Genomic DNA, 14,857 nt, shown 5'->3' on the forward strand with positions numbered 1-14,857 from the left:
CTCACGCAGCGTCAGGGAAGACGACGCTGTTGGGTGACGTTCTCCTCCCATCGGGTGCGGCAGGATTGTCCGCATGACCTCGGCCCCGGATCTGCGTGCCTATCTGCGCACTCTCGATGCGGAGACGCTGGCCGAACTCCTCCTCGAACAGGCCGATCGTGACCCGCGGTTACGACACGAGCTGGAGCTGCGGGCGGTCGCGCACGGCAAGGTCGGCCCCGTCCTGGACACGCTGCAACGACTCCTCGACGCGGGCACCCAGGCCGATCTGACCCCGCTGGCCCGCCGGATGGCCGACAGCGACGCCACCGGCGCCGAGCTGCGCCGCGCGATCGGCCTGTACGCCCGCGCCTGCGCGGTCCACCGCCCCGACCCGCGCGAGCTGGCCGACTGGATCCTGGACACCCAGCTCGACCGGCCCGGCTGGCCCGAGATCAACCTCGCCGACTTCGCGCCCGCCCTCGGCGACGAAGGACTCGCGCACCTGAAGGCCGCGCTCACGAAGACCCCGCAGACCGACGCCACCCGCCGCCTGACCGAGCAGCTCGCCGAGGTCACCGGCGACGTCGACGCGCTACTGGCGATCCTGTCCGCCCAGCCGCCCACCCCGGCCACCGCGTTGCGCATCGTCCGCCTGCTGCGCTCCGCCGGCCGCCACGGTGAGGCCATCGCGCACGCCGCCCGCACCGTCGTGCACCCGCGCGAGGGCGTGCTCGCCCTGCGCCGGGCCGAGTTCCGCCGCCACCCGTCCCCGGACACCTACCGCGCCCTGCGCGCCGCCGCCGAGGAACTCGGCCGCTGGCCCGACGAGCGCACCCAGGCGCTGGCCCGGCTCGCCGACCGCGATCCGGCCGCGGCGATCCCGGTCTACCGCCTGCACGTCGAGGAACTCATCGAGCTCAAGGACCCGGCCGGCTACCGCGAGGCGGCCCAGCGGCTGCGCGAGCTGCGCGCCCTGCACAAGCGCGCGGACCGGGTGCCGGAGTTCGGCGAGTACCTGGCCGGCCTGGTCGAGACCCACAAGCGCAAGACCCGCCTCCTCGTCGAGGTCCGCAACGCCCGCATCGCCGTGCCGAAGGTGGTGTCCGGCCGGAAAGCTGCCACCATGGGCGCATGAGCCCGGTCAGCCGGAAGCGCAAGCCCGCCAAGAAGAAGCCCGGCGTCTCCGACGAGCGCCGCCAGCTGCTCAAGACCGTGCTCGCCGACGCCGAGGACGCGCTGGCCGAGCGCGACCCGATCGAGGTCGAGCTGATGGCGTCGACGATCCTCGGCGACCTGTGGCACCCCTCAGACGAAGGTCGCGACGTCGTGCTCCCGCTGATCGATGACGCCGCGCGCCGGCCGAGCCCGGCCGCCCGCGCGCTGCTGCGGATGCTGCAGCACCTGGCGCTGACCGACGAGCAGCGCACCCGCGCCGGGGCGGCGGCCGAGACGTTCTCCGCCATGCCCGAACCGCCGTGGGACCTGGGCGACCTCACCGTCACCGAGTGCTGGCAGCAGGCCGACGTGTTCGGCGACGGCGCCACCCTGGTCCTGCGCGGGGACCGGTCCGGGCACGTCCACGGGCTGGTCGCCGAGGTCGAGCTCAGCGGCGGCGGGCTGGGCGACGTCTACCTCACCGACCAGGTGGACGACCTGGTGGACAGCATGCGCGCGAGCGAGGAGGCCAGCGAGGTCCTGGTGACCGAGCGGATCCCGCTGCCGCGGGCGCGCCGCATCCTCGAAGACGCGGTCGCGGTCAACGACAGCGCGGCGGCCCTGCTGCCGGACGTGATCGCCGAGGACCCGCTCACCCCGCTGCGCGCCTTGCTGGCCGCCCGGCTGCGGGCCATGCCGCCCGCCGATCCGCCGGTGGAGCCGCCCACGTTCACCGAGGCCGAGCGGGACGAGCTGGTGCGCGCCTTCCTCGCCGAGGCCGACGGCGTCCGCGACGACCGCTGGTTCACCGATTGCGTCCGGTTCCTCGTGGACTACGGCTGCGACGACGACTTCGGCCGCCCGCTGCGGGTCGGGCCGGGCAAGTTCGACCTCCTGCTGGAGGACGTGCTGGACGCCGAAGGCTTCCCGGCGGAGTTCCTGGAGACCCTGCCGGAGGTCCTGCCGCCGTGGGGCCGCTGGGCCGGCGAGCGGTCCGGGCTGCGCCCCGCCGCGATCGAGCGGCTGCTGGAGGAGCTGGACGAGATCACCGAGGAGTTCCGCGACCTGCTCGCCGAGGAGGACGCGGATTCCGATCATGAAACGGGCGGTGCCGCGCCGATCGCGCTGCGACGCGAGTAGGCCAGGATGTGCGGGGTGACGGATCTCCGCGCCTACCTGTCCTCCCTCGACACCGAGACGCTGGCCGGGCTGCTCCACGACCAGGCCGAACGCGATCCGGAGCTGCGGCGGTCCCTCGAACTGCGAGCCGGGACGCCGGAGCCCGCGGCGGAGAACACGAAGATCGGCCCGGTGCTGGACACCGTGCAGCGGCTGCTCGACTCCGGCACCCGCGCCGACGTCGCCCCGCTGGCCCGGCGCACCGTCGAGCGCATCAGCCGCGACGAGGGCGACGGCGCCGAGCTGCGCCGCGCACTGGGCCTCTACGCGCGGGCCTGCGCGGCGCGGGCGCCGGACCCGGTCGAGCTGGCCGACTGGCTGGCCGGGGTCGCCTTCGACGGGCGGGCCGAGATCGACCTGGCCGAGTTCGCCGGCCCGCTCGGCGAGACCGGGCTGGCCCAGCTGCGGTCCCACGTGGACCGGGCCCGCCCCGACCGGGCCAAGCGGCCGGTCGCCGAGCGCTTGCACGAGCAGCTCGTGGAGATCTCCGGCGACGTCGACGGGCTGGTCGCGATCCTGTCGACGCAGCTGCCGCGGATGGAGGCGAGCCTGCGCATCGTCCGTGTCCTGCGCGCCGCCGGCCGCACGAGCGAGGCGATCACCTACGCGGCGCGGGCGCTCAAGCAGGACCCGGCGGCCGCCGAGCTGGCCGACGACGTGCTGAGCCTGCGCCGCGCGGAGTTCGACCGCGAGCCGACGCCGGAGCACGCGGAGGCGTTGATCGAGGCACTGGTGGCGGCCGGGCGTCAGGAGGAGGCGGCCGGGCTGCTGGCGGTCCACCGCGAGCACGTCGAGTCGCTGATCGGCGGCCGGACCGTCGAGCACTACCGCGAGGCCGCCCGTGCCCTGCGCCGCCTGCGCGCGCTCTACCGCACCGTCGGCCGCCCGGCGGACTTCGCGCCCTACCTCGCCGAGCTGGTCGGACGGCACAAGCGCAAGGTCCGGTTGATCACCGAAATCCGGAACGCCCGGATCGCGCTGCCCACGGACTGAGACGCCGGTCCCGCGCGTGAGCCGGGGTGCCGCTGGTGCGACTATGTGCGCCATGACCGAGGTGCCGCAGCCGGAGACCGCCTTCGACGAGGTTCTGAACGCCTTCGCCGAACTGGGGAACGACGCCGATCCGACCCGCGTCGAGCTGGTCACCTCGGAGATCCTCGGCGAGTGGTGGGAGGCCGACGACGACCTCGCGGCCGGCCTGATCGACCTCGCCGCCGACACCGCCGAGCCGGAGCGCCTGGTGGCGCCGCTGGCCGCGCTGCGCGTCCTGGCCACCGACGAGGACCAGCGGGAGGCCGCGGGCCTGGCGCTGGAGAAGTTCGGGCTGCCCGAACCGGCCTGGGCGGCACGGCTGAACCAGGTCACGCCCGGCCAGTGCTGGCGCGCCACCGACGTCTACGGCGACGAGAGCTCGGTGCTGGTGTCGTTCGGCGACCACGGCCTGGTCGTCTCGATCAACTACGGCAGCTTCGGCGGCTGGGTCACCGACGCCGCGATCGTCGAGTCGCCGCAGGACGTGCTGGCCGAGCTGCGCACGGTGGGCGAGTCCGCGGAAATCGGCCCCGAGCAGGCCCACGAGGTGATCGCGGACGCGTTCGCCGGCACCGAGTGGCAGGCCGAGCCCGAGGTGGGCGAGGACTTCGTCCGGTTCCGCGCGCTCGCGCTGGCCCGCCTGCGGACGCTGCCGGAGCCGGCCGAGGCCGGGGAGCCGGAGCCGCTGACGGTGGAGGAGCAGGCCGAGGTCATCGACTCGTTCTTCGCCGCGGCCGGGGACGAGGTCGGCGACACCGAGGACGCCCGGGTGGTCGCGCTGCGCCTGATCGAGTTCGGCTTGGAGCACGACTCGCGGCGCCCGCTGCGCGTCGGCCCGGCCAAGCTGGAGTCCTTTGTGGACTTCGTGGACGACGGGCAGATCGAGCTGACCGACGAGCAGGACGCGGCGATGGCCGCGCTGCTGCCGGTGTGGGCGCGGGTGTTCGGCGAGCGCCAGGGCCTGCCCGAGGACACGCTGACCGCCCTGGTCGAGACGGTCGAGGACCGGCTGGACGACCGCGACCCGGAGGAGGAGTCCGCATTGGACGCCTACCTGACCGGTTCCGAGGACCTGACCCCGGAGGACGTGCAGGACCTGCTGGAACGCCGTCAGTTCGCGCTGCCGTCGCTGACCGTGGAGACCGAGGACGACGAGGTCGAGCTGGACCCGTCCGACCCCGAGCAGCGCCGGATGCTGGTGCTGAGCGAGTTCGCCGCCGAGTTCGACGACGAGGAGTCGGAGCTGCGGGCGGTCGCGCTGACCACGGTCGTCGACCAGCTGTGGGACGGCGAGCCCGCCGAGACGTGGATCGCCGCCCAGCGCCTGACCGAGTCCGGCCTGGAACGCGACGAGGTGCTGGCCGAGCTGACCGCGGTCCTGGAGGAGCACCTCACCGCCGACGAGGACGGCAACCTGGAGTTCGACCTCGACGACTACGTGGCCGCGCTCGACGAGCTGGACGCCGGCTCGGCGGACTAGGGCACCGCGGTCGGGCCCTCCGCTGCCACCGGGTCCAGGCGGCGCTTGCGGCGGCGGTCGGCGAGAGCGTCTTCGAAATCGAGGACGAACGCACCGAAGGCCATCACCAGCAGCACCGCGATACCGAGCACGGCACCGATCCACGTGAAGATGATCGCGAACATCGGCGTGCCTCCTCCCTGGTCAGGGCGCATTTCCTGCCCTCCAGGGTGAGCTTTGCCGGGTGCCCGCGGTATCGGCCAACCGGTTACCGCTCGGCGAGCGGGGTCAGCCATTCGGCCGAGGGCGTGCCTACAGCTTGCGCAGGCGGACCCGGTTGATGCTGTGGTCCGGGTCCTTCCGCAGCACCAGCGTCGCGCGGGGGCGGGTCGGCAGGATGTTCTCCACCAGGTTCGGCTCGTTGATCGTGCGCCACAGGTGCCGCGCCTCGGCGCGGGCCTCCACGTCGTCCAGCGTCGCGAAGTGGTGGAAGTGCGAGGCCGGGTCCGCGAACGCCGTGCTGCGCAGCTTGAGGAACCGCTCGACGTACCAGCGCTCGATGTCCTCGATGTGCGCGTCGACGTAGATGGAGAAGTCGAACAGGTCCGACACCGTCAGCCGCGAGCCGGGCTGCAGCACGTTGAGGCCCTCGATGATGAGGATGTCCGGCCGGTTCACCACCTGCTCCTCGCCGGGCAGGATGTCGTAGGCCAGGTGCGAGTACACCGGCGCGCTGACCGACTCGGCGCCGGACTTGACGTCGGAGACGAACCGCAGCAGCGCGCGGCGGTCGTAGCTCTCCGGGAAGCCCTTGCGGTGCATGATGCCGCGGCGCACCAGCTCGGCCTTCGGGTACAGGAAGCCGTCCGTGGTCACCAGGTCCACGCGCGGGTGGTCCGGCCAGCGGGCGAGCAGGGTGCGCAGGATGCGCGCGGTGGTCGACTTGCCGACCGCGACGCTGCCGGCGATGCCGATCACGAACGGCACCTTGGTGCCCCGGCAGTCCTCGCCGAGGAAGGTCGTGGTGGCCTCGTACAGGCGTTGACGCGCCGCGACCTGCAGGTTGATCAGGCGGGACAGCGGCAGGTAGACCTCGGCGACCTCGGTGAGATCGATTTGTTCGCCGAGCCCCCGCAGGCCGTGCAGCTCCTCGGCAGTCAGCGGCAACGGTGTGCTGCGACGCAGCTCCCGCCACTGCTCCCGGTGGAGCTCGACGTACGGGCTGAGCTCACGTACCCGTGGCATTCCCACACTCCTTGCCCGTCGGTGGGCTGGGCTGGCGTCGACATCTCCGTAACGCAGCTTCAACGGTAGGTCTTACGGCGAGTAAATGCGCTGTGACCTTCTACACGCGCGCCCGGAACCGCCCGTGACCAGGGCCGGAGTGCTAGTTCCGCCGGAAGACCTCGTCCCAGGCCGCCGCCACCTGGCGGGCGCACGTCTCCGGGCTCACGCCCCCGACGCCGGTGCCCAGACCGGGCATCGCGATGGTCTCGACGACCGCGCGCACCGCCACGCCCTGTTCGAGCACCCCGTCGCGCCACTGCAGGAACACCGCCCGCGCCGCGAGGTACGGGTGGACCGTGTCGGCGGGCAGCCGCTCGCCGGGTTCCCGCATCGTCGGCGCGCTGATCAGCCACGCCGGCGCGGGTTCGCCGGTCGGCACCACGACCGCGCTGCCCACCGGCAGTTCACCGCCGTGGTAGGCGAGGATCGTGCTGCGGACGTTCTGCTCGACGTTCGGGAACGCGCGCGCGTAGACGGCGTCGATCCCGCCGCGCATCCAGCCGAACGAGTTCGCCGGGCTGACCACGGCGTCGGCGACCACGTCCAGCACCGAACCCCGGTGCACGCGCACCGAGCCGGTCATGGTGTCCACAACGGATCGCCACGCGCTGGCGAGTGGTTCGTCGACGGCACACAGCACCAGGGCGGGAGTTGCGGGAGCGACCTGGTCCTCCGTTCGCTTGCCGGTGGGTTGGGTGCCCGATTCGGCAGTCACCCCTACACCATGCCAAAAAACGCGACCCCACGTAACCAGGCGGCGCACTCGAACGCCTGAACAGACCAGCAGCGGGCGCGGTGCGTAGCCTGTCGGCGTGTCACGGATCGCATATTTCGGGCCGGTCGGGACGTTCACCGAGCAGGCCGCCCGCACGTTCACCACGGCGGAGGACGAACTCGTCCCCGCCGACACGATCCCGCACGCGCTCGACGCGGTGCGCCGGGGCGAGGCGGACGCGGCGTGCGTGCCGGTGGAAAACTCCGTCGAGGGCGCGGTTCCCGCGACGCTGGACAGCCTCGCCGTCGGCGAGCCGCTGATCGGTGTCGCGGAAGCCTTGCTACCAGTGCACTTCAGCGTCCTCACGCGCGACGACGTCGGCGAAATCCGTACCGTGGCGAGCCATCCGCACGCGCTCGCGCAGGTGCGCCAGTGGCTGGCCGACAACCTGCCCGGCGCCCGCGCGGTGGCGGCCGGATCGACCGCGGCGGCCGCGGTCGCCGTGCAGGCCGGGGAGTTCGACGCCGCCGTGACCGCGCCGGTCGCCGTCGAGCACTACCCGCTCAAGGTGCTGGCGACCGAGGTGGCCGACGTCCGGGACGCCCGCACGCGGTTCCTGCTGATGCGCCGGCCCCCGGTGGTGCTGCCGGAGCCGACGGGCGCCGACCGCACGTCGCTGGTCGCCGCGGCCGCCAACCGCACCGGCGCGCTCGCCGAGCTGCTCACCGAACTCGCGACCCGCGGCATCAACCTGACCCGCCTGGACGCCCGGCCGAACAAGCAGAACTTCGGCGAGTACCGGTTCTTCATCGACTTCGAGGGCCACGTGGCCGAGCCGCGCATCGCCGACGCGCTCGCCGCGCTGCGCCGCCGCTGCCGCGACGTCCGGTTCCTCGGCTCGTTCGCCCGCGCCGACGGCGTGCGGGCCACCGTCGAACCGGCCGCCCGCAACGAGGATTTCACCGACGCCGCCGGCTGGGTCGCCGCGGTGCAGAGAGGGGAGCAGGCATGAAGCTGTACCTGGTGCGGCACGGGCAGACCGCGGCCAACGTCGCCAAGAAGCTGGACACCGCGCTGCCCGGCCCGCCGCTCACCGAGCTGGGCCACGAGCAGGCGCGGCAGCTGGCCGAGAAGCTCGCGACCGAGCCGGTGGAGGGCGTCTACGCCTCGCACGCCACCCGTGCGCAGCAGACGGCCGTCCCGCTCGCGCAGGCGCTGGGGATGGCGGTGGAGCGGGTCGAGGGCGTGCACGAGATCGTGGTCGGCGACCTGGAGGGCCGCAGCGACCGGGCGGCCATCGAGCAGTACCTGACCGTGGTGAGCCACTGGACCCGCGGCGAGCTGCACGTCCCGATGCCCGGTGGGGAGACCGGGGAGCAGGCCCGGGACCGGTTCGCCGGTGCGATCGCCGGTCTCGCGCAGCGTCACGACTTCACCCGATCGGACGGTGTCGTGGTGCTGGTCTCGCACGGCGGGCTGATCCGGCTCGGCGCCGAGTGGCTGGCCCCGAATGTGCGGTCCGAGCTGGCCGATCAGGGCCTGATCCCGAACACCGGCATCATCGAGCTGGAGGCCGCCGCCGACGGTGGCTGGCAGTGCCTGAACTGGGTCGGTTTGCCCATGTAGGGGACGTTTCGACCGGTCGTCGAGGGCGCCTTGTTGTAGTTTCACCGCATGTTGCGGCGGATGGTCGGAAAATCGCGTGACGCGGCGCAACCAGGCGTGTGGACCACACGTCTCCCGGGTAGTGCTCCGATCGGCACAGGGAGGGGAAAGATCGTGGTTCGAATCAGTTCACCGCGCATCGGACTGGGTGTGGCGACGGCGGCGCTGGCGGCCGCGCTGGCCGGCTGCGGGACCGCGGGAACGGAGAACGCGCAGCCCGAGCCGGCCGCGCCGACGACGTCCGAGACCACCACCTCGAGCAGCCCGTCCACGTCCGCCACGACGGCCGAACCGGACGCGGCGACCAGCACCAAGACCGGCGAGACGCTGTGCAAGTCCAGCGACCTCAAGCTGACCCTCGGGCACGGCGACGCCGGCGCCGGCACCGTCTACCGGCCGCTGATCTTCACCAATGTGAGTGACCACCCGTGCGTGATCCAGGGCTTCCCGGGCGTCTCGTACGTCGCCGGGGAGGACGGGCACCAGGTGGGCCCCGCGGCGGTCCGGCAGGGCGAGAAGGGCGGCGCGTTCACGCTGAACAAGGGCGACACCGCCTACGCCGAGATCGGGTTCGTCAACGTGCAGAACTACGACACGGTGACCTGCCAGCCGCAGCCGGTGCGCGGCCTGCGGATCTACCCGCCGCAGGAGACGGCGTCGATGTTCGTCGAGCTGCCCACCACGGGCTGCGCGAGCGACAAGATCCCCGGCGACCAGCTCACCGTCCGGACCATCCAGAAGGGCAGTGGCGGCGAGTAGCTAGATCGTGTCGCAGATTTCGCGGGCCTGCGCCAGGTGCCGCCGGCCGTTCGGGTCGGCGAAGTTGAGGCTCAGCGCCATCCGCCGGACGCCGTCGATGTGGTCGGCGAGGTCGTCGTAGGTCGAGCTGACCTCCGCGGCCGCGGACGCGAGCGCGTCGGCCGCCATGATGTGCTGCAGCACGCCCGGTTCGAGCGTGCCCCGGCCCACGCGGCCCTCCGGCAGCGGCTGGGCCCTGGACAGCGCGGCGCACGCGGCCTTCGCGTCCGCGGTCGGGCCGCTCACCGCCGTGGTGGACGCCCACAGCACGCCGATCATGCCCGCCCCGACCACGAACCCGGCGACACCCGCCAGCACCAGGCGGCGCCGGGCCGCCAGCGGCTCTTCGGCATCGCTGATCCGCATAGGACATTCCAGCACCGAACGGGCACCGGGCACCAGATGCGGAGCGATCCCCATCCGGGGGTGGCACGCGCCGGGCGCGGCGACGACCATCGGGACCATGACACCGACGTCCCCTTACGACCGCCCGGATGCCTGCGTGGCGCGGCTGCTGTGTGACGACCACCCGGCCGGCGACGTGGCCTGCACGGTCATCGAACCCGACCTGACCAGCCGCGACGTCACGTTCGGCGAGCTGCGGGACGCCTCCGCGCGCTTCGCCGCGGCGCTGGCCGGGCTGGGTGTCGGCCGCGGCGACCGGGTGGCGACGCTGATGGCGAAGTCGGCCGAGTTCGTCGTCGCCGTGCTCGGGATCTGGCGGCTCGGCGCGGTGCAGGTGCCGCTGTTCACCGCGTTCGCGCCGCCCGCGATCGAAACCCGCGTCGGCGGCGTGAAGGTGGTCGTCGCCGACCCGTCGCAGCGCGCCAAGCTCGACCAGGTCCCCGGTGAGCGGCGGGTGATCGTCACCGGTGAGGCGAGCGGCGACGACCTGGCCTTCGCGGACCTGCTGCGCGCTGAACCGCAGCCGGAGCCGGTGGCCGTGGGCGGCGACGGGACGATCGTCGAGCTGTACACGTCCGGCACGACCGGTGCGCCGAAGGGCGTGCCGATCCCGGCGCGGGCGATCGCCGCGTTCCGCATGTACCAGGAGTACGGCCTGGACCACCGGCCCGAGGACGTGTTCTGGAACGCCGCCGACCCGGGCTGGGCCTACGGGCTCTACTACGCCGTCATCGGCCCGCTCGCGCTCGGGCAGCGCAGCCTGTTGCTGCACGCCGGGTTCTCCCCGGAGCTGACCTATGCGGTGCTGGAGCGGTTCGGCGTCACGAACTTCACCGCGGGCCCGACGGTCTACCGGGCGCTGCGCAACGCGGACGTGCCGGTGCCGGACGGGTTGCGGCTGCGGCACTGCTCGTCGGCGGGCGAGCCGCTCAACCCGGACGTCATCGAATGGGCCGAAAAGGTGTTCGGGGTGCCGATCCTGGACCACTACGGCCAGACCGAGCTGGGCATGGTGATCGCGAACGGATGGCACCCGGACATCCGGGGCGAGCTGCGGCCCGGGTCGATGGGCCGCGCGCTGCCCGGCTCGCTGGCCGAGGTGCTGCGCCCCGACGCCGACGAGGTCGCGCCGCCCGGCGAGCAGGGGCGGGTGGCCGTCGACCTGGCGGGCAGCCCGCTGATGTGGTTCACCGGCTACCGCGACGCGCCGGACCGCACGGCGGAGCGGTTCTCCGCCGACGGCCGCTGGTACCTGACCGGCGACGTCGCCACGAAGTCCCCGGACGGCTACTTCACCTTCGCCTCGCGGGACGACGACGTCATCCTCATGGCCGGGTACCGGATCGGGCCGTTCGAGGTGGAGAGCGTGCTGCTGCAGCACGACGCCGTCGCCGAAGCGGCGGTGGTCGGCCTGCCGGACGAGCTGCGCGGCGAGGTGCTGGCGGCGTTCGTCGTGCTCCGGCCGGGTGCCGAGCCGGGCGAGGCGCTGGTGGCGGAGCTGCAGCAGCTGGTGAAGACGAAGTTCGCCGCGCACGCCTACCCGCGTCAGGTGCACTTCGTGGACGAGCTGCCGAAGACCCCGAGCGGCAAGGTGCAGCGGTTCCTGCTCAGGAAGAGCTGACCGGCTCGTGGTCCATCGAAAACCGCCACAGCATCAGCGCGGCGAGGGCGGCCAGCACGATCTGGGCGCCGCCGGACACCGCGAAGGTGGCGCTCGCGCTGCCCAGCAGGTGCGTCAGCGCGCCGCCGGCCAACGCGCCTAGCGGGATCGCGCCCCACACGACCGTCCGCCACACGCCGAGGACCCGGCCGAGCAGCTCGCTGGGCACCAGGGTGTGGCGGGCGGTCGCCAGCACCACGTTCACCGCCACGACGGCCGCCGCGAACAGGCCGAACAGGGCCGCGGAGGCGACCGGCTGGGAGACCAGGCCCATCGCGCCGAACCCGACGCCGGCGGTGAAGATGCCGGCCACCAGCACCGGCCGCCGCCCGGCGCGCCGCACGAGCCGTGGCGCGACCGCGGCACCGATCAGCCCGCCGATGCCGCCGACGAACGTGAACAGCCCGAACGCGGCCTCGCTCAGCCCGAGATCCTCCAGCGCGTACAGGACGAGCTGGGCCTGGGCCAGCTCGCTGGTGAAGCTGATCAGGCCGGCGATGATCACCAGCCGGCACAGCAGCGGGTGGTGGATCAGCCACTTGAACCCGTCGACCAGGTCGGTGCGCAGCCGGGTCGGTTCCGCCGGCGCCTTCGGCCGGTAACTGCCGGCCAGGCCGATGAGCAGCGCCGCGGCGATCGCGAAACCGGCGGAGTTCAGCAGGAACGGGAACGCGGCGAACACCGCGAAGGTGAGGCTGCCGACGGGGCCGCCCAGGAAGGTCTGGCCGAGGATCTCGGCGGCCTGGAACTTGCTGTTCGCGCTCTCCAGCTGGTCCGGCCGGGCCAGCGCCGGGATCATCGCGTTGCCGGCGCTCTCCGCCACGGTCTCGGCCGCGCCCAGCAGCAACGCGGCGACGTAGACGAGCCAGATCGACAGCGACCCGGTGTGCACGAGCAGAGCGGTCAGCCCGACGACCACCGCACGCGCGACGTTGGCGAGCAGCACGGCGCGCTTGCGGTCCACGCGGTCGGCGAGGGTGCCCGCGAACACGCCGAAGAGCAGCCACGGCAGGAACTGGGTCGCGGACAACGCGCCGATCTGCACGGGGTCGCGCGTGAGGGTCGCGGCCAGCAGCGGAAAGGCGACCTTGCCGATCCCGTCGGCGAGGTTGCCCACCGCGTTGGCCGCCAGGAGCCAGCTCAGCCGTCGGTCCGGCATCTGTCCTTCATGATCACCCTCGGTGGCGCTTCGATTGCCCTGTGCTTCCGAATGCTGCCACGGAGGGTGGCGATCAGTCGAGCTGATCTGGGGGGTGCTTACCGGAGGGTGAAAGAAAAAGAGCCTCGCCGGCGGGCAAGCTCTGGGGAGGAGGGGCCGGGTCGCCGGGGGTGTCGGCTTGGTTTTGCCTGTTGCGCTGGGTGCGGGTGGGCCTGGGCTCGCGTTCTCCCCGTGGCCCGGCCGCAGGGAAGCACCGAAAACAGGCCCTGTCCAGGGTGAAGTGAACGCTGCGCGCCCTGGACAGGGCCTGTTTTCGGCGCTCGGTGGCAGCCATGCGACGGGGAGAACGCGAGCGAGGCCCACCCTGTTGGGTCACCTCTGCCGAGGGGGCGTTAGCCCCAGCCGAGTTCGTGCAGGCGGCTGTCGTCGATGCCGAAGTGGTGTGCGATTTCGTGCACCACCGTGATCAGCACCTCCTCCACCACCTGTTCCTCCGAGTCGCACATGGCCAGGATCGGCGTCCGGTAGATCGAGATCCGGTCGGGCAGCACGCCGCCGTAGTCGCTGGTCCGCTCGGTCAGCGCCACGCCGTGGTAGAGGCCGAGGATGTCCGGCGCCTCGTCGTTGTGGTCCTCCACCAGCACGACCACGTTGTCCATCGCGCCGGCCAGTTCCTCCGGCACCTCGTCCAGCGCGTCGGCGACCAGTTCCTCGAACCGGGCCTTCGACATCTCCACCGGCACGCGGCTACCTGCCCGGGCTCGACGGGGGCGCGGCGGGCGGGGCCGCCTTGCGGATGCTGCCCGTGACCGGCGCGAGGCCGCTGTTGTCCGCCAGCTTGGCGCCGACCTTGCAGTTCACCAGGGTCGACCCGGCGTCCCAGCTCTCCTGCTCCCGGATGTCCCAGGTGAGGATCAGCTTCTGCGCGGCGAGGTCGACCTGGCCCGCGTAGTCCTGGACCGCCTTGTTGCACTCGGTGTCCAGCCAGATCTTCTGGTCGTTCTGCGACGGGTAGCCGTTCGGGAACTTCGTCTTCAGGTCCAGCGTGGCGACGATCTCGTAGGAGTGCGGCTGCGCGCAGTCGATCGGGTTGCCGACCGTCTTGTCCACCAGCGCGAGGCACGTGCCCGGTTCCCACACCGCCGACTGCGACTGGCCGGCCGCGTTGCCGACGATCGGCTCCAGCTTGCCGCCGGGCGCGGCCCACTGCAGCACGCAGCGCATCTCGCGGTCACCGTCCGCCCATTCGTCGTTGCCCGGCCGCAGCGCGCTGACCGTGAACCGGCCGAACGGGTCCAGCTCCTCGTTCAGGTAGGTCTCCACACCCGCGGTGCAGCGCTCCAGCGCGATGTCCCGCCACTGGTCGACGGTCGGCGCCGGCGCGTTCGGCGGGTACTTGTCGCCGATGTTCACCACGCCGGTCACCTCGTACAGGTGCGGCTGGGTGCACGGCACGATGTGGATGTCCGACACGTCCGGCATCGTCCAGGTGACGCAGCTGCCGGGCGGCGCGGCGAACGCGGCCTTCGCCTCGGGGGACTCCTCGACCTCGCCGCCGCCGCTGACGGCGCCTCCCCACGAGAACGCGACGCTCAGCGACAACGCCAGGATGGCGCCCAGAAACACACCCGCCATCACCAAGCGGGTGCGCAGCGTGGTCTTTTCCACTCCATCTCCGAGCATCGCGTCCCATAATGCCTGCGTCCGCAGGACGAGACACCCCTCGGGTGGTTAGGGTGAGCGCGATGACAGAAGACGGTGCGGGCGGCCAGCGGCCCCCGGAAGAACAGCCACCGCGTGGCTCGATGCGGTTCCAGGACCCGTCGTCGGCCAAACGGCGCGAGCCGACGCTGGCCGAGCAACGCGCCCGGCGGCAGGCGCTGGAGGAACAGGCCCGCCAGGAGGCCGCCGCCGAACAGGCGCGCGCCCAGGCGGAGCAGAAGGCCGCCACCCGCCGCAAGGTGCTGATCGGCAGCGGCGTCACCGTCGGCCTGGTCGCCGTCGTCGCGACCTGGTACATCGCGGGCACCAGTGACGAGGTGAGCGCGGTCTGCACCGACGGCAACGGCACGGTCCAGCCCGACGAGTACTGCGACGACGACTACATCCGCACCCACGGCGGGTACTACAACCCGGTCGGCGGGTTCTGGTTCATCCCGCTGCCCGGCGGTGGGTACAGCCAGTACCGCTACAACTACGGCGGCTCCGGCACGGTCGGCCAGCCCGTGCGCGGCGGCACCTACACGGCGCCGTCCGGCAACACCACGGTCAAGACCCAGTCGGGCAAGACCGTGCAGCGCGGCGGCTTCGGCATCAGCAGCAAGAGCAGCGGCGGCGACGGCAAGAGCGGGGGGTCCTAGG

Annotated in this window: 16 protein-coding genes; 9 read left to right on the top strand and 7 right to left on the bottom strand. The window is 72.5% G+C overall.

Annotated elements, in window-relative coordinates:
• The first annotated feature begins 73 nt into the window (after nucleotides 1-73).
• The 4 genes from D0D15_RS01400 to D0D15_RS01415 are packed head-to-tail and all read left to right on the top strand — an operon-like array spanning nucleotide 74 to nucleotide 4,828.
• Nucleotides 74-1,117: a hypothetical protein gene (locus tag D0D15_RS01400; protein WP_094003513.1), complete on the top strand. Its 1,044-nt coding sequence runs from the start codon at nucleotides 74-76 to the stop codon at nucleotides 1,115-1,117.
• Nucleotides 1,114-2,277, top strand: a complete 1,164-nt coding sequence (locus D0D15_RS01405; RefSeq protein WP_094003514.1) for a hypothetical protein — start codon at nucleotides 1,114-1,116, stop codon at nucleotides 2,275-2,277. The genes D0D15_RS01400 and D0D15_RS01405 overlap by 4 nt, the downstream gene beginning before the upstream one ends.
• Before the next feature lie 6 nt (nucleotides 2,278-2,283).
• A complete protein-coding gene (locus D0D15_RS01410; protein WP_115944171.1) occupies nucleotides 2,284-3,309 on the top strand; it encodes a hypothetical protein in 1,026 nt (341 codons plus the stop codon).
• Between the two features lie 52 nt (nucleotides 3,310-3,361).
• Nucleotides 3,362-4,828, top strand: a complete 1,467-nt coding sequence (locus D0D15_RS01415; protein ID WP_094003516.1) for a hypothetical protein — start codon at nucleotides 3,362-3,364, stop codon at nucleotides 4,826-4,828.
• Here the strand turns inward: D0D15_RS01415 and D0D15_RS36195 are convergent.
• The 3 genes from D0D15_RS36195 to D0D15_RS01425 form a co-directional block, all read right to left on the bottom strand.
• Entirely contained in the window at nucleotides 4,825-4,992 is a 168-nt protein-coding gene (locus D0D15_RS36195) for a hypothetical protein (RefSeq protein ID WP_167481435.1), read from the bottom strand. The genes D0D15_RS01415 and D0D15_RS36195 overlap by 4 nt on opposite strands.
• 127 nt (nucleotides 4,993-5,119) lie before the next feature.
• Nucleotides 5,120-6,052: a type I pantothenate kinase gene (gene coaA / locus D0D15_RS01420; RefSeq protein WP_094003517.1), complete on the bottom strand. Its 933-nt coding sequence runs from the start codon at nucleotides 6,050-6,052 to the stop codon at nucleotides 5,120-5,122.
• 142 nt (nucleotides 6,053-6,194) lie between these two features.
• Complete coding sequence (locus D0D15_RS01425; RefSeq protein WP_094003518.1) at nucleotides 6,195-6,809, bottom strand: macro domain-containing protein; 615 nt, start codon at nucleotides 6,807-6,809, stop codon at nucleotides 6,195-6,197.
• 97 nt (nucleotides 6,810-6,906) lie between these two features.
• Here D0D15_RS01425 and pheA point away from each other — a divergent pair, with 97 nt between their 5' ends.
• The 3 genes from pheA to D0D15_RS01440 all read left to right on the top strand — a co-directional run bounded on the left by pheA (nucleotide 6,907) and on the right by D0D15_RS01440 (nucleotide 9,233).
• Nucleotides 6,907-7,821 carry a prephenate dehydratase gene (pheA, locus tag D0D15_RS01430; protein WP_094003519.1) on the top strand — a complete coding sequence of 305 codons (915 nt, stop codon included), beginning with the start codon at nucleotides 6,907-6,909 and terminating at the stop codon, nucleotides 7,819-7,821.
• Nucleotides 7,818-8,435, top strand: coding sequence for a histidine phosphatase family protein (locus D0D15_RS01435; RefSeq protein ID WP_094003520.1), 618 nt, complete (start codon nucleotides 7,818-7,820; stop codon nucleotides 8,433-8,435). The genes pheA and D0D15_RS01435 overlap by 4 nt, the downstream gene beginning before the upstream one ends.
• 153 nt (nucleotides 8,436-8,588) lie before the next feature.
• Nucleotides 8,589-9,233, top strand: coding sequence for a DUF4232 domain-containing protein (locus D0D15_RS01440; protein WP_233157046.1), 645 nt, complete (start codon nucleotides 8,589-8,591; stop codon nucleotides 9,231-9,233).
• Here D0D15_RS01440 and D0D15_RS01445 read toward each other — a convergent pair whose 3' ends face one another.
• Nucleotides 9,234-9,737, bottom strand: coding sequence for a hypothetical protein (locus D0D15_RS01445; protein ID WP_233157048.1), 504 nt, complete (start codon nucleotides 9,735-9,737; stop codon nucleotides 9,234-9,236). It lies immediately after the preceding gene.
• On the opposite strand from D0D15_RS01445, the gene D0D15_RS01450 reads away from it, so the two are divergent.
• Nucleotides 9,736-11,298, top strand: coding sequence for an AMP-binding protein (locus tag D0D15_RS01450; protein WP_115944172.1), 1,563 nt, complete (start codon nucleotides 9,736-9,738; stop codon nucleotides 11,296-11,298). The genes D0D15_RS01445 and D0D15_RS01450 overlap by 2 nt on opposite strands.
• Here D0D15_RS01450 and D0D15_RS01455 read toward each other — a convergent pair.
• The 3 genes from D0D15_RS01455 to D0D15_RS01465 form a co-directional block, all read right to left on the bottom strand.
• On the bottom strand, nucleotides 11,285-12,496 hold the full coding sequence (locus D0D15_RS01455; protein ID WP_094003524.1) for an MFS transporter: 1,212 nt from the start codon (nucleotides 12,494-12,496) through the stop codon (nucleotides 11,285-11,287). The two genes, D0D15_RS01450 and D0D15_RS01455, sit on opposite strands and share 14 nt — an antisense overlap.
• A 392-nt stretch (nucleotides 12,497-12,888) precedes the next feature.
• On the bottom strand, nucleotides 12,889-13,239 hold the full coding sequence (locus tag D0D15_RS01460) for a metallopeptidase family protein (protein WP_020416417.1): 351 nt from the start codon (nucleotides 13,237-13,239) through the stop codon (nucleotides 12,889-12,891).
• A 4-nt stretch (nucleotides 13,240-13,243) separates the two neighbouring features.
• Nucleotides 13,244-14,179: a septum formation family protein gene (locus D0D15_RS01465; RefSeq protein WP_233157050.1), complete on the bottom strand. Its 936-nt coding sequence runs from the start codon at nucleotides 14,177-14,179 to the stop codon at nucleotides 13,244-13,246.
• Between the two features lie 62 nt (nucleotides 14,180-14,241).
• Here D0D15_RS01465 and D0D15_RS01470 point away from each other — a divergent pair, with 62 nt between their 5' ends.
• The gene (locus D0D15_RS01470; protein WP_233157051.1) at nucleotides 14,242-14,856 is read left to right on the top strand and encodes a hypothetical protein; all 615 of its coding nucleotides are present in this window, start codon (nucleotides 14,242-14,244) and stop codon (nucleotides 14,854-14,856) included.
• Nucleotide 14,857: the final 1 nt, after the last annotated feature.

Source organism: Amycolatopsis thermalba (genome assembly GCF_003385215.1).
Lineage (GTDB): Bacteria > Actinomycetota > Actinomycetes > Mycobacteriales > Pseudonocardiaceae > Amycolatopsis_E > Amycolatopsis_E thermalba.

Bases quoted from the DNA above. Each gene is read 5' to 3' on its own strand.
- D0D15_RS01450 (WP_115944172.1), top strand. From the start codon at position 9,736: ATGACACCGACGTCCCCTTACGACCGCCCGGATGCCTGCGTGGCGCGG.
- coaA (WP_094003517.1), bottom strand. From the start codon at position 6,052: ATGCCACGGGTACGTGAGCTCAGCCCGTACGTCGAGCTCCACCGGGAG.
- D0D15_RS36195 (WP_167481435.1), bottom strand. From the start codon at position 4,992: ATGTTCGCGATCATCTTCACGTGGATCGGTGCCGTGCTCGGTATCGCG.
- D0D15_RS01455 (WP_094003524.1), bottom strand. From the start codon at position 12,496: ATGCCGGACCGACGGCTGAGCTGGCTCCTGGCGGCCAACGCGGTGGGC.
- D0D15_RS01465 (WP_233157050.1), bottom strand. From the start codon at position 14,179: ATGCTCGGAGATGGAGTGGAAAAGACCACGCTGCGCACCCGCTTGGTG.
- D0D15_RS01470 (WP_233157051.1), top strand. From the start codon at position 14,242: ATGACAGAAGACGGTGCGGGCGGCCAGCGGCCCCCGGAAGAACAGCCA.
- D0D15_RS01405 (WP_094003514.1), top strand. From the start codon at position 1,114: ATGAGCCCGGTCAGCCGGAAGCGCAAGCCCGCCAAGAAGAAGCCCGGC.
- D0D15_RS01445 (WP_233157048.1), bottom strand. From the start codon at position 9,737: ATGGTCCCGATGGTCGTCGCCGCGCCCGGCGCGTGCCACCCCCGGATG.
- D0D15_RS01415 (WP_094003516.1), top strand. From the start codon at position 3,362: ATGACCGAGGTGCCGCAGCCGGAGACCGCCTTCGACGAGGTTCTGAAC.
- D0D15_RS01435 (WP_094003520.1), top strand. From the start codon at position 7,818: ATGAAGCTGTACCTGGTGCGGCACGGGCAGACCGCGGCCAACGTCGCC.
- D0D15_RS01410 (WP_115944171.1), top strand. From the start codon at position 2,284: ATGTGCGGGGTGACGGATCTCCGCGCCTACCTGTCCTCCCTCGACACC.
- D0D15_RS01400 (WP_094003513.1), top strand. From the start codon at position 74: ATGACCTCGGCCCCGGATCTGCGTGCCTATCTGCGCACTCTCGATGCG.